This is a genomic window from Bacillus sp. UNC437CL72CviS29, from assembly GCF_000482345.1.
Lineage (GTDB): Bacteria > Bacillota > Bacilli > Bacillales > Bacillaceae_G > Bacillus_A > Bacillus_A arachidis.
In genome coordinates, this window is sequence record NZ_AXVB01000003.1 from 41,197 (window position 1) to 62,780 (window position 21,584).

Here is a 21,584-nt window from a genome sequence, read left to right on the forward strand (position 1 = left end):
GCTTGTAAAAAGCTTGATTGGTGAGGATTAATCATTAGTGGAGATGAAGAAAGTTCTCGATTAATTAAAGTTTCACTTTATGTCTGGAGAGGAGAAGGTATTGAAATCATGTCAAGATCTCAAGAAATTTCTAGGTGGTTTCGTAACATACAACATTCGAAAAAATTAAGCTGGATTTCTTATATTTTATTAGGAGCGGTACTGTTTTTTGCACTTATGAACAATGTGAAACCAGAACAACTAGATGTTAAAATGCTATCTATTTCTAAACAAACAATCCACTCTCCTATCAAAATTGAAGATAAAGTAACGACAGATAGAAAAAAGAGGGAAGCCGCTCAAAAGATTGAAGATCAATATACATATCGAAGCGAATATAAGCAAAATAAAGTGGATATTGTAAATTCTGTCTTTGATGCGATAAAAGAAGTGGAAGCTGAAACGAAGCCTGCCGGTCCTGATGAACAGAAAAAGATTTCTGCTGCGGAACGATTAGAAAAGCTTAAAAAGAAATTGCCGGCTGATTTGACAAAAAGTTTATCTGATTCTGTACTGTTGCAGTTTGTAAATGCTGAGCCAGATCAATTGTCATTGGCGAGGGATGCTGTGGTAACAGCAATTAATAATATTATGAGTACGCACATTAAAATGAATGAAGAAAATGATGCGAGAGAACGATTTGTTAATGAAATACGCAATGTTAATGTAAATAGTGATTTGAAAGAAGCACTTAATGTACTTGGAAAATATGCAATTGAAGCGAATTATTTCTATGATTCAGTTGCTACAAAAGAACGAAAGCAAATGGCGATGGATGCGGTAGCACCAGTGTATATTTTACAAGGACAAATTCTGGTTAAGGAAGGCGACACAATTACAAGAGAAGTATACGATCAGTTAAAATTGGTTGGACTTCTCGAACAAGGGAATACATTCCAACCATTTGTAGGATTAGCAATTATTATTGGTGTACTCGTATTCTTTATGCATAAACAATTTGAATCGTTTTTAAAATTGAAAAGAGAAGAAAAACCGTATATTTTAGCGTATACAACAATTGTAGCAATTACAGTTGTCTTGATGAAAATTATTAGTTTGTTTCAAAAGTTGGAATATGCAGGAATCGCGTATGTTGTTCCGGTCGCGATGGGAACAATATTGGTAAAATTAATGATTGGTGATCGTTTTGTTTTTATAACAAGTATGATCTTCTCTGTATGTGGGAGTATCCTGTTTAATGAAGGTGTAACGAGTACACTGAATTATAGTGTAGGTATTTACGTTTTACTGAGTTCTTTATCTGTTAGCATCTTTTTGAGAGAGAAAAACAGACGTACAATGATCTTGCAAGCTGGTATCCTTGTTTCCGTTTTGAATGTAGTTGTATTAGCTGCGCTATTACTTTTACGAAATGGAAATTTCTCACCGCTTGAAATTAGTTCGCAATTATTAATGGCTGCAGCTTCTGGTATCATTTCATCTATTTTAGCTATGGGTATTTTACCGTATTTAGAGAGTGGTCTTGGTATTGTATCAAGTATGAAGCTTATGGAGCTTTCAAGCCCGAATCATCCACTCCTTCGTAAGATTTTATTAGAAGCACCGGGAACGTATCATCATAGCGTTATGGTTGCTAATCTTTCTGAGGCAGCTTGTGAGGCGGTTGGAGCAAATGGAGTTTTAGCACGTGTTGGTGCGTATTATCACGATATCGGAAAAACGCTGCAACCTCATTTCTTTATAGAAAACCAAATGGGGATTGAAAACCCGCATGATAAATTAGATCCTGAAACGAGCAGAGATATTATCATTGCTCATGTGACAAATGGAGTAAAAATGTTAGAAGAACATCATATTCCACAAGAAATTATTGATATTGCAGGACAGCATCATGGAACAACATTACTTAAATATTTTTACTATAAAGCAATTAAAGAAGATAAAGAGAAATATACAGAAGAAATGTTCCGTTATCCAGGATCAAAAGCGACGTCAAAAGAATCTGCGATTGTTGGGATTGCTGACAGCGTTGAAGCGGCAGTGCGTTCCATGAACCATCCAACACCAGAACAAATTAATAATTTAGTACAAAGTATTATAAAAGATCGCTTGCAGGATGGCCAATTTAGTGAATGTAATTTGACATTTAAAGAATTACAAATTGTTGGAAAAACTTTGTGTGAAACGTTAAACGGTATTTTCCATTCTCGTATTAAATATCCGGAGCCGCCGGAAGAAAAGGTGAAAGAATGAGTTTGTTAATAGATTTTTTTGATGAAACAGAAGAAGTGAAAGAAGAATATGTGAATATGATTCGCGATTTGTTAGAGCAAGCCGCACGAATGGAGAACGTAGAAGATGGAACAGAGCTTTCTGTTACATTTGTTGATAATAAACGTATTCAAGAAATTAATCGTGATTATCGTGATAAAGATCAACCGACAGACGTTATTTCTTTTGCGATGGAGGATATGGGAGAGGGAGAGATGGAGATCGTTGGCGCGGAAATGCCACGTATGTTAGGGGATCTTATTATTTCTATCCCAAGAACGAAAGAACAGGCTGAAGAATATGGACATTCCTTTGATCGTGAGCTAGGTTTTTTAGCGTTACATGGATTCCTACATTTACTTGGTTATGATCATATGACAGATGAAGACGAAAAAGAAATGTTTGGAAAGCAAAAGGAAATTTTAGAGGTATTTGGATTAGGGCGATGAAAAAAGGAAAGCTTATAAATAGTTTCGGATATGCTATAGCTGGCATATACTTTTGTCTTCGTCACGAAAGAAATATGAAAATTCATTTTGGGGCCGCAGTTATTGTTATATGCTGCGGCTTTTATTTCCATGTAACGATAACGGAATGGCTCATATTACTCATTACAATTGGAATTGTAATGAGTTTGGAAATGGTTAATACGGCAATTGAAAAAACGGTTGATTTAGCTACTGAAGATTTTAAACCACTTGCTAAAATTGCAAAAGATGTTGCTGCTGGATCAGTACTGTTATTTACTGTTATCGCTGTTATAATTGGTGCTATTATCTTTTTACCTTATATGGTATAGTTGCATTCCAAAGTTTTTGTTATGCTTTGGTAGCGTTCAAAACACCATTAATAAAAGTTTCATTTTATCTTTTCACAATTGAAAGCGGAAAGGATGCGAGAGCATGAACAGCAAAGAATTAATTCAAGAAGCAATCGAAGCGCGTAAACAGGCGTACGTACCATATTCTAAATTTCAAGTAGGTGCGGCATTATTAACGGAGGACGGAAAGGTATACCGAGGATGTAATGTTGAAAACGCATCATATGGATTATGTAATTGTGCAGAAAGAACCGCTTTATTTAAGGCGATTTCTGAAGGAGATAAAGCATTTGTAGCGATAGCGGTCGTAGCAGATACGAACCGTCCGGTACCTCCATGTGGAGCATGCCGTCAAGTTATGATAGAATTATGTAAACAGGATACGAAAGTATACTTATCAAATTTACATGGTGACATTCAGGAGACGACGGTCGGGGAATTGTTACCAGGAGCATTTTTAGCGGAGGATTTACATGAATAGAAAAGGTTATAAATCAGGTTTTGTCTCTATAATCGGAAGACCGAATGTTGGAAAGTCTACATTTTTAAATCGTATTATCGGTCAAAAAATTGCGATTATGAGTGACAAACCACAAACAACTCGTAATAAAATTCAAGGTGTATACACAGAAAATGATTCACAAGTCATCTTTATTGATACGCCAGGAATACATAAGCCGAAGCATAAACTAGGCGACTTTATGGTGAAACTGGCACAAACGACATTAAAAGAGGTTGACATTGTGCTGTTTATGGTCAACGCAGCTGAAGGTTTTGGGCGTGGTGAAGAATTTATTATCGAAAAACTACAAGAAACAAAACAACCAGTATTTCTAGTAATCAATAAAATTGACCAAGTTCATCCAGAGAAATTGCTGGAATTAATTGATCAATATCGTAAGTTACATGATTTTGCAGAAATTGTACCGATTTCTGCGTTAGAAGGTAATAATGTTGAATCGTTAATTGGAGCGATTAAGAAGTATTTACCAGAAGGGCCGCAATACTATCCGGACAACCAAGTAACAGATCATCCGGAGAGGTTTATTATTGCAGAACTGATTCGCGAAAAGGTGCTCCATTTAACACGTGAGGAAGTGCCGCATTCGGTAGCGGTTGTTATCGATGCGATTCAAAAGCGTGAAGGCGGAGCGGTCTATGTGAACGCGACAATTATTGTAGAGCGCCCTTCACAAAAAGGGATTATTATTGGAAAACAAGGGAAGATGCTGAAAGAAGTTGGGAAGCGGGCTCGTTTTGATATTGAAGCGCTTCTCGGTTCAAAAGTATTCTTAGAAGTATGGGTAAAAGTGCAAAAAGATTGGCGCAATAAAATGTCCCAGCTTCGTGATCTTGGTTTCCGTGAAGATGAGTATTAATAAAAATTAGGAAAAATTTTTCTCACATGAAAATGGACAAAATGGGTCATTTTAATAACAACAAAAGAAATTGGTTTATATGCTACTCTTACTGAGAAAGGTGGATTCTTATGCTAGATTTTACCTGGAAGTTTTTCTCCAAGACAGGAAGCATTGAAACGTATTTGCTTTTGAAGGAAATGGAAAAAGACGTAAACGATGAGATGGATCAACATGAAGAGGAGCTAGCGCATCTAGATTCTCCAATTTCTTGACCCGTTTTGTTCAAACCTTGGATGGTGACGAACATGTTTCAAAAAGTTGAGGGAATTGTCATCCGGACAACAGATTACGGAGAAACGAATAAAATTGTTACGATATTCTCCCGTGAACTTGGAAAGGTAAGTGCAATGGCAAGAGGGGCGAAAAAACCGAAAAGTAGGTTAGCATCTATTTCGCAACTTATGACACATGGTCACTTTCTGATTCAAATGGGGTCTGGACTTGGGACTTTGCAGCAAGGTGAAATAATTTCATCGATGAAAGAAATTCGTGAGGATATATTTTTAACTGCATATGCATCATTTATCGTTGAATTGACTGATAAAGCAACTGAAGATAAGAAACATAATCCGTACTTATTTGAAATGTTATATCAAACGTTGCACTATATGTGTGAGGGTGTTGATTCCGAAGTATTGTCGTTAATTTATCAAACGAAAATGCTCCCTGTACTCGGGATGCATCCATATTTTGATACATGTGCCATTTGTCACCAAGAAACAGATTTTGTCGCCTTCTCTGTCCGAGAAGGCGGTTTTCTGTGCTCGCGTCATGCTGAGCAAGATCCGTACCGTATTCCAGTGGGAGAGGCCGTTCATAAATTGTTACGTCTCTTTTATCATTTTGATTTAGCTCGCCTTGGCAATGTATCTGTCAAAGATGGAACGAAGCGACAAATGCGTACAGTATTAAATACATATTATGATGAATATTGTGGCATCTATTTGAAATCAAGACGTTTTCTGGAGCAACTTGATAAATTTCGGATATAACGAGGACCATATGTAGGTCCTTTTTACATACTTTCTTTTTCGAAAAGCATATTTAGTATATAATATTTAAGAGATAGTATAACTTTTTTCGTTTTGCATTGAAGGTGGTGATTATCATAGAACTGAATAAACGGCAAGAACATATCATTCAGATTGTAAAAGATCACGGTCCTATTACAGGGGAATCAATTGCGGCACAGTTAAATTTAACACGTGCAACGTTAAGACCTGATTTAGCGATTTTAACGATGGCAGGTTATTTAGAAGCACGTCCGCGTGTGGGGTATTTTTATACAGGGAAAACTGGGGGACAGTTATTATCAGAAGCAGTTAAGAAAGTTAAGGTGCAAGATTATCAATCTAGGCCGGTAGTTGTTGATAAAAATATTTCCGTATACGACGCGATTTGCACTATGTTTTTAGAAGACGTAGGTACTTTGTTTATTGTAGAGCAAGCAACGCTTCTAGTTGGGGTAGTTTCTCGTAAAGATTTATTACGTGCAAGCTTAGGAAAGCAGGATTTAACATCACTTCCGGTTAATATTATCATGACTAGGATGCCAAATATCGCAATGTGTCGTAGGGAGGACTCTCTATATGATGTTGCGATGGAATTAATAGAAAGACAGATTGATGCGATGCCAGTTGTAAAAGACACAAAACAAGGATTAGAAGTTGTTGGTAGAATTACAAAAACAAATATTACGCGAGCGTTTGTAAATTTAGTAAACAATGATTAAATGTAATTTGTTTAAAGTGAGGTAATGTAATGGATAATAAAATCGTATATGTCGTATCTGATTCTGTTGGAGAGACGGCTGATTTAGTTGTTCGAGCTGCAATGGGACAGTTTCCATTCGCTCCTGATATTAGACGTGTACCCTATGTGGAAGATGTGGGGACATTAAAAGAAGTAATTTCAATTGCAAAGAGTAACCAAGCGCTGATTTGTTTTACGTTAGTAAAACCTGACATGCGTCAATATTTGTTAACAGAAGCGGCAAAAGAGGGAGTAGAGGCCTATGATATTATTGGCCCTCTTATTGATCAAATTGAAGAAATTACAGGACAAGTTCCAAGGTATGAACCAGGTGTTGTCCGCAGATTAGATGAAGAATATTTTAAAAAGATTGAAGCAATCGAGTTTGCTGTTAAATATGATGATGGTAGAGATGCACGCGGGATTTTAAAGGCTGATATCGTTTTAATTGGGGTGTCCCGTACATCAAAAACACCACTTTCACAGTATTTAGCTCATAATAAACGATTGAAGGTTGCGAATGTACCTCTTGTACCAGAAGTAGATCCGCCTGAAGAATTATATCAAGTTGCAAAAGAAAAATGTTTTGGTTTGAAAATTACGCCGGATAAGTTAAATCATATTCGAAAAGAGCGATTAAAATCACTTGGGTTAAGTGATGGAGCAACATACGCGAATATCAATCGTATTAAAGAAGAAATTGATCACTTTGAGAAAGTAGTAAGTAGAATAAACTGTCAAGTAATTGATGTATCTAATAAGGCGATTGAGGAAACGGCGAATATTATTGTGAATGCAGTGCAAAACCAAAGAATGTTTTAGCACATTTACCAAAGGTGAATGTGCTTTTTTCGCTCAAAATAAAGGGCATGCATTCTTAGTATTTTTTATTTCACGCTAGAATGATTGAACCTATATTCTTTTCTTCTGTATTCATGTTAGATAGGAAAATTTATTGCCTATCAATAGAATAATAAAATTTTAAAGGATATGTAGCGAAGTTAGAGAAAATATATTATAATAAAAAATTGTGATAAAAACGTACATTTTACGTTTAGACTTTAATTTTTCAGAATAAACTAGGGATAGGATTTACGGAAAAGGTATATATTTACGTAAAATCGACAAAAATCTGAACAAGAAAACGCACATTATGGAAGGATTCACAGAAGGGATGTAGAATACAGAAATATGCAAAACATCAGTAAGATATTAGTTGATGCAGATGCATGTCCCGTGAAGGATGAAATTGTGCGAGTGGGAACAAAATTTCATGTCGAAATTTTGTTTGTCGCATCCTACGCCCATCGTTCGAGAAAACAGCAAGGGAATTGGATTTATGTAGATTCTGAGCAAGATGAGGTGGATTTTTATATTTATAAACATGCCAAAGCTTCGGATCTCGTGATCACACAGGATATGGGACTTGCTGGTCTTCTTGTCAAAAAAGGAGTATATGTATTATCTCCACGGGGTACATTTGTGACAGATGAGCAAATGGATACAATTTTATATAGTAGGTATGTATCTGCGAAGCTACGCAGACAAGGGACTTATACAAAAGGTCCAAAATCATTTACAAAGCGTGATCGACAGTACTTTCTAACAAATTTAGAAAAAATATTGTCGAATTATAAAGGAATCTTTTAATTTGTATCGAATACAAAATACGACACGGAGATGGAGTTATGGGGAACAGAATTCCCGAAGAAGTTGTTGAACAGATTCGGACATCATCCGATATCGTAGAAGTGATTGGTGAGTATGTTCAGCTGAGAAAGCAGGGGCGCAATTATTTTGGACTTTGTCCATTTCATGGTGAGAATTCTCCCTCGTTTTCAGTTTCATCCGACAAGCAAATTTTCCATTGTTTCGGATGTGGAGAGGGTGGAAATGTTTTTTCTTTTCTTATGAAAATGGAAGGACTTTCTTTTATAGAAGCTGTGCAAAAGCTTGGAGAAAGAAATGGCGTTGCGGTTGCAGAGTATACATCAGGGCAAGGGCAACAAGAAAATATATCTGATGACAATGCCATCATGTTACAAGCACATGAACTTCTGAAAAAGTATTATCATCATTTATTGGTAAATACAGAAGAGGGGAATGAAGCTCTTTCGTATTTATTAAAACGTGGTATTACAAAAGAGATGATTGAGAAGTTTGAAATTGGTTATGCATCACCAGCTTGGGATGATGCAGCGAAAATATTGCAAAAAAGAGGTTTTTCGCTGTCTCTTATGGAACAAGCAGGTCTTCTTGTAAGAAGTGAGAGGGATGGCAGTCATCATGATCGTTTTCGTGGAAGGGTCATGTTTCCAATTCACACACTGCAAGGGAAAGTTGCAGCGTTTAGTGGAAGGGCGTTAGGAGATGATACTCCGAAATATTTAAACAGCCCAGAAACACCTATTTTTTACAAAAGTAAGTTGCTGTATAACTTCCATCAAGCAAGGCCGTTTATCAGAAAAAGAGGGCAAGTTGTTCTATTTGAAGGATATGCTGACGTATTAGCTGCTGTAAAGAGCGGGGTTGAAGAATCAGTTGCAACGATGGGAACAGCTTTAACAGAAGAACAAGCGAAACTTCTGCGGCGTAATGTTGAAACTGTTGTTCTTTGCTATGATGGTGATAAAGCAGGAAGAGAAGCGACAATGAAAGCAGGCCAATTGTTATTACAAGTTGGTTGTCAAATAAAGGTTACTTCATTGCCAGATAAGCTTGATCCTGATGAATATGTGCAACAATATGGAACAGCGGCGTTTGAAAATCTTGTAAAGGCTAGTATAAGTTTTGTTGGATTCAAAATAAATTACTTGCGTTTAGGGAAAAATTTGCAAGATGAGTCTGGTAAAGAAGAATATGTGAAAAGTGTTTTAAAAGAGTTAGCATTATTGCAAGATGCAATGCAAGCGGAGTCATATTTAAAATCATTATCACAAGAATTTGCTTACTCAATGGAAACACTTTTAGGCCAATTGCACCAATATCGCAAAGAACAAAAGATACAGCAAAAACAAACGAAGCAAATTTCTAAGCTGACTCAAATTGTTCAGGCGAAACCGAAATTTTCAGGTTTTGAAAGGGCAGAAAGAGAGCTCATTTACCATATGCTACAAAGTGCAGAAGTTGCTTTCCGCATTGAACCTCATATAGAAGATTTTCATACAGAAGAACATAAAGGGATTTTATATGAACTATACGCATATTATGAAAAGGGAAATGAACCTTCAATCGGAAATTTCTTAAGCTGGCTCTCTGATGAAAAGTTGAAAAATATTATCACTAACATTTCAACGGATGAATTTATTAATCCAGAATACACAGAAGAAGTGTTACAAGGTCATTTAGAGGCGTTAAAACGTCATAAGGAAAAGCTTGAAAAGATGAAAATTATCTTTGAATTAAAGCAAATGGAAAAAACAGATCCTGTAGAGGCTGCTAAATATTATGCAGCATATTTACAAAATCAAAAAGCAAGAAAATAGCTTTTTCGATAAAATTTTAGTATAATGAATGTTTGTATCTCGCGTAAGGAGGGGAACAGATGGCTGACAAACCAGCTCGTTCTAAACAAATTGAAACTGAAATGACCCTTGAGCAAGTGAAAGAACAACTCACTGAGCTCGGAAAAAAACGTGGCGTTCTTACATATGAAGAGATTGCAGAACGCATGAGTGGATTTGAAATTGAATCCGATCAAATGGATGAATATTATGAATATCTAGGTGAACAAGGGATTGACCTAGTTGGTGACAACGACAACGATGAAGGTCCTAATACTCATCAAATCTCAAAGACAGAAGAAGAATTTGACTTAAATGATTTAAGCGTACCACCTGGTGTGAAAATCAATGACCCTGTTCGCATGTATTTAAAAGAAATCGGCCGCGTTGACTTACTATCTGCTGAAGAAGAAATTCGACTTGCAACGCGTATTGAAGAAGGCGATGAAGAAGCGAAGCGCCGTCTTGCAGAAGCGAATTTACGTCTGGTAGTAAGTATTGCAAAGCGATATGTTGGCCGAGGTATGCTTTTCTTAGACTTAATTCAAGAAGGGAATATGGGTCTAATTAAAGCGGTTGAAAAGTTCGATTATCGTAAAGGATTTAAATTTAGTACGTATGCAACTTGGTGGATTCGCCAAGCGATTACACGTGCCATTGCAGACCAAGCGAGAACAATTCGTATTCCAGTTCATATGGTTGAAACAATTAATAAATTAATCCGTGTACAGCGTCAATTGTTACAAGATTTAGGACGTGAACCATCTCCAGAAGAAATTGGTGAAGAAATGGATCTTGCTCCAGAAAAAGTACGCGAAATTTTAAAGATTGCACAGGAGCCGGTTTCTCTTGAAACACCAATTGGTGAAGAGGATGACTCCCATTTAGGTGACTTCATTGAAGACCAAGAAGCAACATCACCTGCAGATCATGCAGCGTATGAACTGCTAAAAGAACAATTAGAAGATGTGTTAGATACATTAACAGATCGTGAAGAAAATGTTCTACGTCTTCGTTTCGGTTTAGATGATGGACGAACTCGTACGCTTGAAGAAGTTGGAAAAGTATTCGGCGTAACGAGAGAGCGTATTCGTCAAATTGAAGCAAAAGCGCTTCGTAAATTAAGACATCCAAGCCGTAGCAAACGTCTAAAAGATTTCTTAGAATAGGGTTCTTTCTAAGTTTACTTCACATTTGTGAAGTAAACTTTTTTATTTTGTTAATTTTTGTTAAAATTTAGTTGTCAGTAACGATTACAATTCTTGTAATTTATTTTACAGAATTGTCTTTTGATTTGCAAATGCTCATTTTTCGATTTTTCGATTAATTTCGTTTATTCTATACAAAAATATATGTAGAAAAACAAAAAATATGATGAAAAGCGTTGATATTTATCAAAATAATATGTGATAAAAGGAAGAAAGTAAATAAACTGAATTTATGGAATATTTGTAACAACTGATAGTTTTGTCTTTTCTGATAGAGCGTTTTCAAGTACAATGGAAATAACTGAATCATCTAATTATTAGGGGGCATAGAGGGGGGAGAAGAAATATGAAACGTAATCCGTTGATTCCGTTTGCACTCATTGCTGTACTAGGAATTGTTATTATGTTTGTATTTTCGTTTGAGGGATTGTATAAATCAAAAGAACTAGCTGAAGCGAAAAAAAATGGAGGGAAAACTACACAAGCGGCATCAAAACCAGAGGACATTGTGAAGCAAAATTGTACGAGTTGTCATGGTGATCAGTTGCAAGGTGCTGTGGGGCCGAATTTACAAAAAATTGGCGGAAAACTCTCTAAAGATGAAATTAAAGAAGTGATTTCAAAAGGAAAAGGAAACATGCCACCGAATTTAATTCCGGCAGATCAAGCTTCTAAAGTAGCAGACTGGTTAGCGAAGAAAAAATAAAGTTTAAAAAACAAGTCTTTTGCTTATAGCAAAAGGCTTGTTTTTCTTGTCTTTTCTTTCTAGAATACGATTAGATAAAGGAATTGTTTTATTTCTTTACTTGCAACAACTACTGTAAATTCATTATCATGGAGACAGACTGACAAGAGAAGGAGTAATGGAAATAAATGAATGAAGTGAAGCTTTCCAAAAGATTAGAAGAAGTAGTACGGGAGATTCCAGTAGGATCTACAGTTGCGGATATTGGTTCTGATCATGCGTATTTACCGTGCTATACAATTATAAATAATATTGCTACAAAGGCAGTAGCAGGAGAAGTGGTAGATGGACCGTTCCGTTCTGCGCAAGCTACGGTAGCTGAGAGCGGCTTGCAAGAAAAAGTAGATGTTCGTAAAGGGAATGGTCTAGCTGTTATTACGCCAGGAGAAGTCGATGTTATTACAATTGCTGGCATGGGTGGAGCGTTAATTCGTGATATTTTAGAGAGTGGAAAAGAGAAGCTAAGTGGTGTAACTCGCTTGATTTTACAACCTAATATTGCAGCGCATCATATTCGTGAATGGTTTATTGAAAATGGCTGGGAGCTTATCCATGAGAAAATTATAAAAGAAGATGGAAAGATTTATGAGATTTTAGTGGGAGAAAAAGGTGATCCACTCACTCCTTATCATGAAGACAAACAAGCTGAGCTATTTATCGGACCATTTTTGATGAAGGAAAAAAGTAATGCGTTTGTAGAAAAATGGGAAAATGAACTAAAAAACTTTCAAAATATCTTGAAGCAGCTGGAACGTGCGACAGAATCGGAAGATACAAAAGCGAAACGGATTGAAGTAGTCGAGAAAATGAAAATGATAGAGGAGGTTTTATCATGAGTAAAATTCCAAATGGTCATGAAGTGATTTCTTTATTTGAAAGCATGTATCCAAAACATCTAGCAATGGAAGGTGACAAGATAGGCTTACAAATTGGGGCGTTAAATAAGCAGGTCGGGCATGTATTGATTGCACTGGATGTTACAGAAGCGGTTGTAGAAGAAGCGATTCAAATAGGAGCAAATGTAATTATTGCTCATCACCCGCTTATTTTTAATCCATTAAAAGCAATCCATACAGATAAGGCGTATGGGCGGATTATTGAAACTTGCATCAAAAATGATATCGCTGTTTATGCGGCGCATACAAATGTCGATGTCGCAAAAGGTGGGGTGAATGATTTACTTGCAGATGCATTAGGCTTGCAAAATACAGAAGTACTTGTTCCGACATACTCGGAAGAAATGAAAAAAATTGTTGTGTTTGTGCCTGTAACACATGCTGAAGATGTTCGCAAAGCTCTCGGAAATGCTGGAGCTGGATATATCGGTAACTATAGCCACTGTACGTTTAATAGCGAAGGAATAGGTACATTTATACCTCAGGACGGAACAAATCCTTATATAGGCGAAACTGGACAGTTAGAGCGTGTGGAAGAGATAAGGATCGAAACAATTATTCCAGCTTCACTGGAGCGAAAAGTAGTAAAAGCAATGTTAACAACACATCCATATGAAGAAGTTGCCTACGATGTATACCCGCTTGATAATAAGGGGGAGACATTGGGGCTTGGAAAGATTGGATACTTGCAAGAAGAAATGACACTAGGGCAGTTTGCTGAACATGTGAAATCGGCATTAGATGTAAACGGAGCGCGAGTTGTTGGGAAATTAGACGATAAAGTACGGAAAGTAGCAGTGCTTGGCGGTGATGGGAATAAATATATTACGCAAGCAAAATATAAAGGAGCAGATGTGTATGTGACAGGCGATATGTATTATCATGTTGCACACGATGCGATGATGCTTGGATTAAATATTGTTGACCCAGGACATAATGTGGAAAAAGTGATGAAACAAGGTGTACAAAAACAATTACAACAAAAGGTAGATGAGAAAAAATTTGCTGTGCAAATTCATGCTTCTCAGTTACATACAGATCCGTTTACTTTTGTATAAGTAAAATAAAAAAATCCGTTGCTAGCTCATTAGCAACGGATTTTTTTTATTGTTTTTTTGCTTTTACACGCGGCAAGATTTTTTGAAGCGGTACATTCCGTTTGCGTTCCCAAGTTGCTGGATTCATCGGATCGTACTGTTCTAAAAAGGCGATTACTTCTTTTGTAATTGGCGTTGGTGTAGATGCACCTGCGGTAATAGCGACGTTTTCAATACCTTGTAGCCACTCTAATTGAATTTCGCTTACGTCTGCAACGCGGTATGCCCTTGTACCGGCAATTTCCTCGGATACTTGAGCTAAACGGTTTGAGTTGTTGCTTTTTGGATCACCAACAACAATCGTTAAATCAGCAACATCAGCTTGCTTAGCAACAGCTTCTTGACGTACTTGTGTTGCTAAGCAAATTTCTTTGTGAAATTCAGCTGTTGGGAATTTTTTCTGAATGTCCTCCATAAGGTGCTGAACGTCCCATTGGCTCATTGTTGTTTGATTTGTAACTAAAATTTTCTCTGTTGGGATTTCCAGTGTCTCTAAATCCGCTGCTTTTTCAATAAGATGAACGATATCAGGTGCGATACCAACCGCGCCTTCTGGTTCTGGATGTCCTTTTTTGCCAATGTAAATCACATGGTATCCTTCCGCTTTTTTTGCTTCAATGAGGTCATGTGTTTTCGTAACATCTGGACATGTTGCATCGATTGTCGTTAATCCTTTTTCTTTTGCACGTTGTTTAACTTCTGGAGAAACACCATGCGCTGTGAAAATAACAGTACCAGAATCGATTTTGTCTAAAATCTCCAATCGACTTGGGCCATCTAATGTAATAATGCCATCTTCTTCGAAAGCATCGGTTACATGCTTGTTGTGAACAATCATACCTAAAATATAAATTGGTCTCGGTAATGTTTTATCTAGTGCGGCATTGCGTGCAATGACCATTGCATCAACAACACCGTAGCAATAACCACGAGGGGAAATTTTTACAATCTTCATGTGAGTAATCCTCTCCTTCTAAACAAGAGATCCTTTTTTGTACATAGTCTTTTCCATTATAAAGGAGGAGCGGACAGAAAACAAAGGATTGTTAGACATATAGTTTGGGTTTTGGTGCCGTACGCGGGATATTCTCTTTCATGGGCTCTTTTTCAATAACTGGCTCCAAAACTATTCTCTTCTTTTTTTTCCCTTGTGAAGGTGGTGGAGGTGTAGCGATTACTTCCACTTCTTCCGCCGATTCTTCAGCAGTACCTTTTCCAGAAGTGAGAATTTTTACGATGCTCGGTATACTGCGGACAATGGGACCGTATTGTTGCACGACAGGTCCAACAGATTGAGCGACTTGAGCAACCTTTTCAATATTATTTAACATGCCTGTAGGATTGGAGATTAAATTGGAAAAAAAGCTACCTATACCGCCGCTAGGTGCTACCGGTGCTGAGCCGCGCATTTCATTCGGATCGTTCATTTGAGGCGGCATCATTTGTTGAGGTTGCTGCATATAGGGTTGCTGATGTTGATGCATCATCGGTTGCCCTTCCATTTGTCGATAGGGGGGAGCCATTTGCATAAATGGCTGAGTTGGATCGTGTTTTTTGAATAGTCTAGCGAGAAATCCTTTCTTTTTTTGCATCATAGGCGGTAAATTAGGTATGGGATATGGGCTGTATGGTTGCTGTTGTCCTGCATACATTTGCCCCATAGGGGGTTTCGGATACATAAGAGAAATCCTCCTTTCTTTAGTTAGGTATATACACATACAATATGCAATGAAAAGAAAGAAGGTTAGTTTTTGAAGTAAAAACCTAAACTAAAGATGGATTTTACTATTAGATTTCGATATAATGTAGACTTGACTGATTTGTGCGCGCAGTAGAAATTTTAGAAAGAAGGTGTAACTTATGACACTACAAACATTTACACAATATAATTTTCAACCATTTTTAATAGATGCAGTTCGTGAACTACGCTTTTCGGAGCCGACAGAAATTCAAAAGAAAATTTTTCCTGTTGTGAAAAAAGGTGTGAGTGTAATTGGACAGTCTCAAACGGGTTCTGGAAAAACACACGCATACTTACTTCCAACTTTAAACAGAATTGATGCAAAACGAGAAGAGGTACAATTAGTTATTACAGCGCCTACTCGTGAATTAGCACAACAAATTTATCAAGAGATTGTAAAGTTAACAAAGTTTTGTGCAGAAGGTCAAATGATTACAGCGCGTTGTTTAATTGGTGGAACAGACAAACAACGATCCATTGAAAAGCTTAAGAAGCAACCTCATGTTGTTGTTGGAACACCAGGGCGTATTAAAGATTTAGTAGAAGAACAAGCACTATTTGTGCACACGGCTTCTACTATCATTGTCGATGAGGCAGATTTGATGCTTGATATGGGATTCATTCAAGATGTTGATAAAATTGCAGCACGTATGCCTAAAAACTTGCAAATGCTCGTTTTTTCTGCAACGATTCCTCAAAAATTAAAACCGTTTATGAAAAAATACATGGAGAATCCAGAGCACATTCATATTAATCCGAAACAAGTTGCGGCGGGAAATATTGAGCATTATTTAGTTCCTTCTAGACATCGTAATAAGATTGAATTAGTGAACAAAATGTTACTTCAATTTAAGCCGTATTTAGCAATTGTCTTTACAAATACGAAAAAGATGGCAGAAGAAGTTGCGAATGGATTAACGGAGCGTGGATTAAAAGTTGGACGTATTCATGGTGATTTATCTCCGCGTGATCGTAAAAAAATGATGAAACAAATTCGTGATTTAGAATTCCAATATATTGTTGCGACGGATTTAGCAGCACGTGGTATTGATATCGAGGGAATCAGTCATGTAATTAACTACGAACTTCCTTCTGATTTAGATTTCTTCGTTCACCGCGTTGGAAGAACAGCTCGTGCAGGCTATTCAGGTATTGCAGTGACGATTTATGACCCAGCAAATGAAGAAGCATTAGATAGCTTAGAGAAACAACGGAATATCACATTTAACCATGTAGATTTACGTGGAGATGAATGGGTGGACTTAGGCGATCGCCGTCGTCGTCAAAGTCGCAAAAAGCCGAATAATGAATTAGATATTATGGCGACTAAAGTTGTTAAAAAACCGAAAAAGGTTAAGCCGGGATATAAGAAAAAGCTTGCCACTGAACGTGAAAAAGTGAAGAAAAAATATAGCAATAAAAAAAGATAAGGATCCCTTATCTTTTTTTATTGCTATTCGCTCGTAGTAGAAGTGATCTAGGAAAGTTTATTTTATAGTGGTTTCTTGTGCTAGCAAACAATTCACTACATATTTCTACAAATTATGCTATTATTATAGCTATTGTATATTGAAGAGGTGATTAGATGTTAAAGATTGGATCTCATGTTTCTATGAGTGGTAAGAAAATGTTATTAGCAGCAAGTGAAGAGGCTGTTTCATACGGTGCGACAACGTTTATGATTTATACCGGTGCACCGCAAAATACGAGAAGAAAACCAATTGAAGATTTGAATATAGAAGCAGGACGAAGACATATGGAACTGAGTGGCATCGAAGAAATTATTGTCCATGCACCTTATATTATTAATGTCGGTAATACGATAAAACCTGAAACATTCCAATTAGGTGTGGACTTCCTTCGTTTGGAAATTGAAAGAACGGAAGCGCTAGGGGTAGCGAAACAAATTGTACTTCATCCGGGAGCTCATGTTGGTGCGGGTGCTGATGCTGGTATTGCTCAGATTATTAAAGGGTTGAATGAAGTGTTAACACCAGAACAAACAGTGAATATTGCATTAGAAACAATGGCTGGGAAAGGTACAGAATGTGGGCGTAGTTTTGAAGAAATTGCAAAAATTATCGAAGGCGTTAAATATAACGAAAAACTATCTGTATGCTTCGATACATGTCATACACATGATGCAGGTTATGACATTGTTAACGATTTTGACGGCGTACTAAATGAATTTGATAAGATTGTTGGAATTGACCGCTTGCAAGTGTTGCATATTAACGATAGTAAAAATGTACGCGGAGCTGGAAAAGACCGTCATGAAAACATTGGTTTCGGTCATATTGGATATAAAGCGTTGCACTACATTGTGCACCACCCGCAACTAAAGCATGTACCGAAAATTCTTGAAACGCCGTATGTAGGTGAAGATAAGAAAGATAAAAAACCACCATATAAGTTTGAGATTGAAATGTTAAAGAATGGTTCATTTGATGAAAATCTTCTAGAGAAGGTTAAAGAACAGTAAGGAGGGGAATTTTCCCTCCTTATTTTAATAGTTTCTGGAATAATGTATTGATTTGTTGAGCAGTAGATGGAGAAGTTACTTTAGCAATCTTTTTCAAAAGTTCTAGTCTTTCTCCCGTATCATAAATATTGATGTTTTTTCCTTTTATTAAAGGGACAATTTGTTCAGCTTGTTCAGTTGTAATGGAAACTCCATATTCTGTACTATATTTTAATAATTCTTTTGTGGTCATGTGATTTAATTTTTTGTTTACAATGTGCTTGATAAGGTTCATGATGTCGTCCTCCTTCAGTGGTTCTTATACCGAAATATATGTGTAGGATGCTTGTGTATATTCACACTCTAATTGCTTTTTAAAAAGAAAAAGGGGAGTGTGTTATAATAGAAGAATGAAACTGCATATAGAATGTATAAGGAGGGCGTATGGAGAAAAAACAACATCGAAAAGAAAGTGTTATTCATTTATTGTATCGTTTAGTTATGATTGTTTTTGGAGCGGCATGTGCTGCGGTAGCCATTGAATTATTTTTAATACCGAATAAAATTATTGATGGCGGTATTATCGGTATTTCCCTCATACTAGATTACCTTACACCAAACATTTGGTGGTTAAGTTTCTCTACTTTAGTTGTCATCCTCAATTTACCGTTCATGTATTCCGGATATAAACAAATTGGGAAAACCTTCATGTTATCTTCTGCTTTTGCGATTGTGGCTTTAGCTTTTATAGAGTCAACATTACATTCTATTAAACCATTTACGACTGAACCCATTTTAGCGACTGTTTTTGGAGGGCTTATTTTAGGGCTTGGTGTAGGGCTTGTTATTAGACACGGTGGCTCATTAGACGGAACAGAAATTATGGGGATTTTATTAACGAAAAAATTACCGTTTTCTGTCGGTGAATTTGTTATGTTTGTGAATTTATTTGTTTTTGCTTGGGCGGCATTTGTATTTGGTGTTGAACAGGCAATGTATTCCGTTATGACATACTATATTGCATTTAAAACAATTGATACGGTTATTCAAGGGTTGGATGAGACGAAAGCAGTACTGATTGTATCAGATCAGTATGAAGAAGTATCAAATGCCATTTTACACCGCCTTGGTCGTGGGACAACTAAACTTGTTGCTAAGGGTGGTTATACGGATAAAGAAAAAGAAGTAATTTATGCTGTTGTTACACGTCTTGAGGTAACGAAATTAAAATCAATTGTTCATGAAATTGATGAAAATGCCTTTATTACAATTATGAGTACGCAAGAGACGAATGGTGGTAAATTTAAATCTGCTATTCATTAAAAGCGGATGTTCAAAAACGAAAAGGAAAGAGAGCTAATCGGTTTTGAAATATGAAAAAATGTGATAGTTATCTTTGTTGTGGTTTTTAAATAGTCTTAAAAAGCAGAGAGATTTTCTCTGCTTTTTGTTATAATAATAAGGTCGCCCTAAAACATATTCTTTATTTTAGGGCAGATTGGTTTACAACTATAATAAGCTATACTATAATTCAAGTAGGAATAAATCGGAATCATTCTGAATTAAAATAGGTGAGATGCTATGAATAATATATTGGAAATCGAAGGATTGACATTTCGATATGAAGAGCGAAATGTACTAGAAGATATTAATTTGCAAGTTCCGCAGGGAGCTTTTTTAGGTTTGGTTGGGCCGAATGGATCTGGTAAATCGACCTTGCTAAAATGTATATTAGGTGTTTTGAAACCGAAAAAGGGAAGTGTTCGGTTATTCGATGTTGATAGCAAAAAATTTAAAGATTGGAACAAGGTTGGCTATGTATCTCAAAAGGCAAACAGCTTTAATTCTGGTTTTCCAGCGACTGTATTTGAAGTTGTTTCAATGGGACTGGTTTCTAAAAGAGGATTGTTTCGCTTCTTAACAAAAGACGATAAAGCGAAAGTAGCTAAGGCAATCGCAGACGTAGGGATGCGTGAATTTCAAAATCGTAACATCGGAGAGCTTTCCGGTGGACAACAGCAACGTGTATTTATTGCGCGTGCGCTTGTAAGTAACCCAGAATTACTGATTTTGGACGAGCCTACAGTGGGTATCGATGTAAAGAGTGTGGAGAGTTTTTATGAGATACTAGAAGATTTAAATAAAAAACTAGGGATCACACTGATACTCGTTACACATGATATGGGGGCTGTAACAGAGAAAGTGACGCATGTTGCATGTTTAAATCAACATTTACATTTCCATGGAAACGTTGAGAAATTCCGAGAGTTAGAAGATGCAGAAATGTCGATTTTATATGGACATCATGTTCATCGTTTAGAGCATGATCATGAGCATCACGGGAGGATATAATGATACAGGATTTTTTACAATATGATTTTTTACGTAATTCTTTATACGCTGGTATTTTAATAGGGCTGGTTGCCCCATTAATCGGTGTATTTGTTGTAATTCGCCGTATGTCACTGATTGCAGATGCGTTAAGCCATGTGACATTATCGGGAATTGCTGCAAGTTTATTGCTTGAAAAAACCATTTTTACAGGTGGATTTTTAAATCCGTTATATATGGGGATGATTTTTTCGATAGGTGGAGCGCTATTAATCGAAAAGTTACGTACTGTATATAAACATTACCAAGAATTAGCGATTCCGATTATTCTTTCAGCTGGGATGGGAATTGGAGTTATTTTCATTTCGCTTGCTAATGGATTTAATACGGATTTATTTAGTTACTTATTTGGTAGCGTTAGCGCTGTAACAAGCACAGATTTAATTCTTATTGGTATTGTAGCAATCGTAGTTATTGCAACGATTATTCTACTATATAAAGAGTTATTTTTATTATCATTTGATGAGGAATATGCTGTATCAACAGGGCTTGGTGCGAAGTGGATCCACTTTGTTTTTATTATTTTAGTTGCGCTTGTTATAGCGATATCGATGCGAGTTGTTGGGGTTCTTCTTGTATCATCTTTAATGACGTTACCAGTTGCCGCAAGTATCCGCATCGCAAAAGGATTTAAACAAGCGATTTTCTTTTCCATTTTATTTGGTGAAATTTCTGTGATAGGTGGACTGTTTACTTCTTATCAGCTTGATTTAGCTCCAGGTGGTACAATTGTTATGCTAGCAGTTCTTATTTTAATCGGTGCAATCTTATGGAAGAAGAAAAAAACTGCATAAAGTAGGGATAGTTATGAATCTGACAGAAGCTTTACGCCTTATGAAAGAAAAAGGCTATAAACATACTGGAAAAAGGGAAGAAATGTTGCGGTTATTTGCGGCTCATAATCGTTATTTAACCGCAAAGGACGTTTTAGAGCATATGAAGGATGATTATCCAGGACTAAGTTTTGATACAATCTATCGTAATTTAACAGTATTTGCTGAAATTGGTGTTTTAGAACAAACAGAACTAAATGGGGAGAAACATTTCCGATTTACATGTTCAATTATGGAACATCATCATCATTTTATTTGTTTGGATTGTGGTGGGACAAAAGAAATTACTTCTTGTCCAATGGATTTTATGAATAAAGATTTTAAAGGGTACGAGGTAACGGGGCATAAGTTTGAAATATATGGTCGTTGCCCGAAGTGTACAAAATAAAGGCTCGTCAGTTTTGAAACTGACGAGCTTTTATTTTTAGTTTCACTACTAAGGTAT

The 21,584-nt window shown here is 36.5% G+C and carries 24 protein-coding genes; 21 read left to right on the forward strand and 3 right to left on the reverse strand.

The genetic code is table 11. The annotated features are described in order from the left end of the window. Positions 1 to 108 precede the first annotated feature (108 nt). The 15 genes from M014_RS0100245 to M014_RS0100315 all read left to right on the forward strand — a co-directional run bounded on the left by M014_RS0100245 (position 109) and on the right by M014_RS0100315 (position 13,674). Entirely contained in the window at positions 109 to 2,253 is a 2,145-nt protein-coding gene (locus tag M014_RS0100245) for an HD family phosphohydrolase (protein WP_026589890.1), read from the forward strand. Further along, complete coding sequence (gene ybeY / locus M014_RS0100250) at positions 2,250 to 2,720, forward strand: rRNA maturation RNase YbeY (RefSeq protein ID WP_026589891.1); 471 nt, start codon at positions 2,250 to 2,252, stop codon at positions 2,718 to 2,720. Before M014_RS0100245 ends, ybeY begins: the two co-directional genes overlap by 4 nt. Further along, positions 2,717 to 3,070, forward strand: a complete 354-nt coding sequence (locus M014_RS0100255; RefSeq protein WP_026589892.1) for a diacylglycerol kinase family protein — start codon at positions 2,717 to 2,719, stop codon at positions 3,068 to 3,070. Before ybeY ends, M014_RS0100255 begins: the two co-directional genes overlap by 4 nt. Before the next feature lie 103 nt (positions 3,071 to 3,173). Further along, positions 3,174 to 3,572 (forward strand): cytidine deaminase, encoded by a 399-nt coding sequence (locus M014_RS0100260; RefSeq protein WP_001085019.1) that lies wholly within the window; start codon positions 3,174 to 3,176, stop codon positions 3,570 to 3,572. After that, on the forward strand, positions 3,565 to 4,470 hold the full coding sequence (era, locus tag M014_RS0100265; protein WP_026589893.1) for a GTPase Era: 906 nt from the start codon (positions 3,565 to 3,567) through the stop codon (positions 4,468 to 4,470). Before M014_RS0100260 ends, era begins: the two co-directional genes overlap by 8 nt. Before the next feature lie 110 nt (positions 4,471 to 4,580). Further along, positions 4,581 to 4,724, forward strand: a complete 144-nt coding sequence (locus M014_RS27650) for a YqzL family protein (RefSeq protein ID WP_000883924.1) — start codon at positions 4,581 to 4,583, stop codon at positions 4,722 to 4,724. A gap of 33 nt (positions 4,725 to 4,757) precedes the next feature. Further along, positions 4,758 to 5,504: a DNA repair protein RecO gene (recO, locus tag M014_RS0100275; protein WP_026589894.1), complete on the forward strand. Its 747-nt coding sequence runs from the start codon at positions 4,758 to 4,760 to the stop codon at positions 5,502 to 5,504. 107 nt (positions 5,505 to 5,611) lie between these two features. Then, the gene (locus M014_RS0100280; RefSeq protein WP_026589895.1) at positions 5,612 to 6,244 is read left to right on the forward strand and encodes a helix-turn-helix transcriptional regulator; all 633 of its coding nucleotides are present in this window, start codon (positions 5,612 to 5,614) and stop codon (positions 6,242 to 6,244) included. A gap of 29 nt (positions 6,245 to 6,273) precedes the next feature. Then, a complete protein-coding gene (locus tag M014_RS0100285) occupies positions 6,274 to 7,086 on the forward strand; it encodes a pyruvate, water dikinase regulatory protein (RefSeq protein WP_026589896.1) in 813 nt (270 codons plus the stop codon). Between the two features lie 369 nt (positions 7,087 to 7,455). After that, positions 7,456 to 7,914, forward strand: a complete 459-nt coding sequence (locus M014_RS0100290) for a YaiI/YqxD family protein (RefSeq protein ID WP_026589897.1) — start codon at positions 7,456 to 7,458, stop codon at positions 7,912 to 7,914. Positions 7,915 to 7,952: 38 nt separating this feature from the next. Continuing rightward, positions 7,953 to 9,749 (forward strand): DNA primase, encoded by a 1,797-nt coding sequence (dnaG, locus tag M014_RS0100295; protein WP_026589898.1) that lies wholly within the window; start codon positions 7,953 to 7,955, stop codon positions 9,747 to 9,749. 59 nt (positions 9,750 to 9,808) lie between these two features. Further along, positions 9,809 to 10,936: an RNA polymerase sigma factor RpoD gene (gene rpoD, locus M014_RS0100300; protein WP_026589899.1), complete on the forward strand. Its 1,128-nt coding sequence runs from the start codon at positions 9,809 to 9,811 to the stop codon at positions 10,934 to 10,936. Between the two features lie 385 nt (positions 10,937 to 11,321). Next, positions 11,322 to 11,681 carry a cytochrome c550 gene (cccA, locus tag M014_RS0100305; RefSeq protein WP_026589900.1) on the forward strand — a complete coding sequence of 120 codons (360 nt, stop codon included), beginning with the start codon at positions 11,322 to 11,324 and terminating at the stop codon, positions 11,679 to 11,681. 167 nt (positions 11,682 to 11,848) lie between these two features. Further along, on the forward strand, positions 11,849 to 12,556 hold the full coding sequence (locus M014_RS0100310) for a tRNA (adenine(22)-N(1))-methyltransferase (RefSeq protein ID WP_026589901.1): 708 nt from the start codon (positions 11,849 to 11,851) through the stop codon (positions 12,554 to 12,556). Continuing rightward, the gene (locus M014_RS0100315; protein ID WP_026589902.1) at positions 12,553 to 13,674 is read left to right on the forward strand and encodes a Nif3-like dinuclear metal center hexameric protein; all 1,122 of its coding nucleotides are present in this window, start codon (positions 12,553 to 12,555) and stop codon (positions 13,672 to 13,674) included. The genes M014_RS0100310 and M014_RS0100315 overlap by 4 nt, the downstream gene beginning before the upstream one ends. Positions 13,675 to 13,720: 46 nt before the next feature. Here M014_RS0100315 and M014_RS0100320 read toward each other — a convergent pair whose 3' ends face one another. Then, positions 13,721 to 14,668, reverse strand: a complete 948-nt coding sequence (locus M014_RS0100320; protein ID WP_026589903.1) for a 4-hydroxy-3-methylbut-2-enyl diphosphate reductase — start codon at positions 14,666 to 14,668, stop codon at positions 13,721 to 13,723. Positions 14,669 to 14,759: 91 nt separating this feature from the next. Beyond that, complete coding sequence (gene vrrA, locus M014_RS0100325) at positions 14,760 to 15,392, reverse strand: VrrA/YqfQ family protein (protein ID WP_026589904.1); 633 nt, start codon at positions 15,390 to 15,392, stop codon at positions 14,760 to 14,762. Positions 15,393 to 15,573: 181 nt separating this feature from the next. Here vrrA and M014_RS0100330 point away from each other — a divergent pair, with 181 nt between their 5' ends. Beyond that, complete coding sequence (locus M014_RS0100330; protein ID WP_026589905.1) at positions 15,574 to 16,884, forward strand: DEAD/DEAH box helicase; 1,311 nt, start codon at positions 15,574 to 15,576, stop codon at positions 16,882 to 16,884. A gap of 155 nt (positions 16,885 to 17,039) precedes the next feature. Continuing rightward, positions 17,040 to 17,936: a deoxyribonuclease IV gene (locus M014_RS0100335; protein ID WP_026589906.1), complete on the forward strand. Its 897-nt coding sequence runs from the start codon at positions 17,040 to 17,042 to the stop codon at positions 17,934 to 17,936. Between the two features lie 19 nt (positions 17,937 to 17,955). On the opposite strand, the gene M014_RS0100340 is transcribed toward M014_RS0100335, so the two are convergent. After that, entirely contained in the window at positions 17,956 to 18,210 is a 255-nt protein-coding gene (locus tag M014_RS0100340) for a DUF2624 domain-containing protein (RefSeq protein WP_026589907.1), read from the reverse strand. 149 nt (positions 18,211 to 18,359) lie between these two features. Between M014_RS0100340 and M014_RS0100345 the strand changes: the two genes are divergently transcribed. The 4 genes from M014_RS0100345 to M014_RS0100360 all read left to right on the forward strand — a co-directional run bounded on the left by M014_RS0100345 (position 18,360) and on the right by M014_RS0100360 (position 21,527). Further along, a complete protein-coding gene (locus M014_RS0100345) occupies positions 18,360 to 19,238 on the forward strand; it encodes a YitT family protein (protein ID WP_026589908.1) in 879 nt (292 codons plus the stop codon). Positions 19,239 to 19,496: 258 nt separating this feature from the next. Further along, entirely contained in the window at positions 19,497 to 20,267 is a 771-nt protein-coding gene (locus M014_RS0100350) for a metal ABC transporter ATP-binding protein (protein ID WP_026589909.1), read from the forward strand. Then, positions 20,267 to 21,100 carry a metal ABC transporter permease gene (locus tag M014_RS0100355; RefSeq protein WP_026589910.1) on the forward strand — a complete coding sequence of 278 codons (834 nt, stop codon included), beginning with the start codon at positions 20,267 to 20,269 and terminating at the stop codon, positions 21,098 to 21,100. Before M014_RS0100350 ends, M014_RS0100355 begins: the two co-directional genes overlap by 1 nt. Positions 21,101 to 21,113: 13 nt before the next feature. Then, positions 21,114 to 21,527, forward strand: coding sequence for a Fur family transcriptional regulator (locus tag M014_RS0100360; RefSeq protein ID WP_026589911.1), 414 nt, complete (start codon positions 21,114 to 21,116; stop codon positions 21,525 to 21,527). Positions 21,528 to 21,584 lie beyond the last annotated feature (57 nt).

Bases quoted from the DNA above. Each gene is read 5' to 3' on its own strand.
- M014_RS0100245 (WP_026589890.1), top strand. From the start codon at position 109: ATGTCAAGATCTCAAGAAATTTCTAGGTGGTTTCGTAACATACAACAT.
- ybeY (WP_026589891.1), top strand. From the start codon at position 2,250: ATGAGTTTGTTAATAGATTTTTTTGATGAAACAGAAGAAGTGAAAGAA.
- M014_RS0100255 (WP_026589892.1), top strand. From the start codon at position 2,717: ATGAAAAAAGGAAAGCTTATAAATAGTTTCGGATATGCTATAGCTGGC.
- M014_RS0100260 (WP_001085019.1), top strand. From the start codon at position 3,174: ATGAACAGCAAAGAATTAATTCAAGAAGCAATCGAAGCGCGTAAACAG.
- era (WP_026589893.1), top strand. From the start codon at position 3,565: ATGAATAGAAAAGGTTATAAATCAGGTTTTGTCTCTATAATCGGAAGA.
- M014_RS27650 (WP_000883924.1), top strand. From the start codon at position 4,581: ATGCTAGATTTTACCTGGAAGTTTTTCTCCAAGACAGGAAGCATTGAA.
- recO (WP_026589894.1), top strand. From the start codon at position 4,758: ATGTTTCAAAAAGTTGAGGGAATTGTCATCCGGACAACAGATTACGGA.
- M014_RS0100285 (WP_026589896.1), top strand. From the start codon at position 6,274: ATGGATAATAAAATCGTATATGTCGTATCTGATTCTGTTGGAGAGACG.
- M014_RS0100290 (WP_026589897.1), top strand. From the start codon at position 7,456: ATGCAAAACATCAGTAAGATATTAGTTGATGCAGATGCATGTCCCGTG.
- dnaG (WP_026589898.1), top strand. From the start codon at position 7,953: ATGGGGAACAGAATTCCCGAAGAAGTTGTTGAACAGATTCGGACATCA.
- rpoD (WP_026589899.1), top strand. From the start codon at position 9,809: ATGGCTGACAAACCAGCTCGTTCTAAACAAATTGAAACTGAAATGACC.
- cccA (WP_026589900.1), top strand. From the start codon at position 11,322: ATGAAACGTAATCCGTTGATTCCGTTTGCACTCATTGCTGTACTAGGA.
- M014_RS0100310 (WP_026589901.1), top strand. From the start codon at position 11,849: ATGAATGAAGTGAAGCTTTCCAAAAGATTAGAAGAAGTAGTACGGGAG.
- M014_RS0100315 (WP_026589902.1), top strand. From the start codon at position 12,553: ATGAGTAAAATTCCAAATGGTCATGAAGTGATTTCTTTATTTGAAAGC.
- M014_RS0100320 (WP_026589903.1), bottom strand. From the start codon at position 14,668: ATGAAGATTGTAAAAATTTCCCCTCGTGGTTATTGCTACGGTGTTGTT.
- vrrA (WP_026589904.1), bottom strand. From the start codon at position 15,392: ATGTATCCGAAACCCCCTATGGGGCAAATGTATGCAGGACAACAGCAA.
- M014_RS0100330 (WP_026589905.1), top strand. From the start codon at position 15,574: ATGACACTACAAACATTTACACAATATAATTTTCAACCATTTTTAATA.
- M014_RS0100335 (WP_026589906.1), top strand. From the start codon at position 17,040: ATGTTAAAGATTGGATCTCATGTTTCTATGAGTGGTAAGAAAATGTTA.
- M014_RS0100340 (WP_026589907.1), bottom strand. From the start codon at position 18,210: ATGAACCTTATCAAGCACATTGTAAACAAAAAATTAAATCACATGACC.
- M014_RS0100345 (WP_026589908.1), top strand. From the start codon at position 18,360: ATGGAGAAAAAACAACATCGAAAAGAAAGTGTTATTCATTTATTGTAT.
- M014_RS0100350 (WP_026589909.1), top strand. From the start codon at position 19,497: ATGAATAATATATTGGAAATCGAAGGATTGACATTTCGATATGAAGAG.
- M014_RS0100355 (WP_026589910.1), top strand. From the start codon at position 20,267: ATGATACAGGATTTTTTACAATATGATTTTTTACGTAATTCTTTATAC.
- M014_RS0100360 (WP_026589911.1), top strand. From the start codon at position 21,114: ATGAATCTGACAGAAGCTTTACGCCTTATGAAAGAAAAAGGCTATAAA.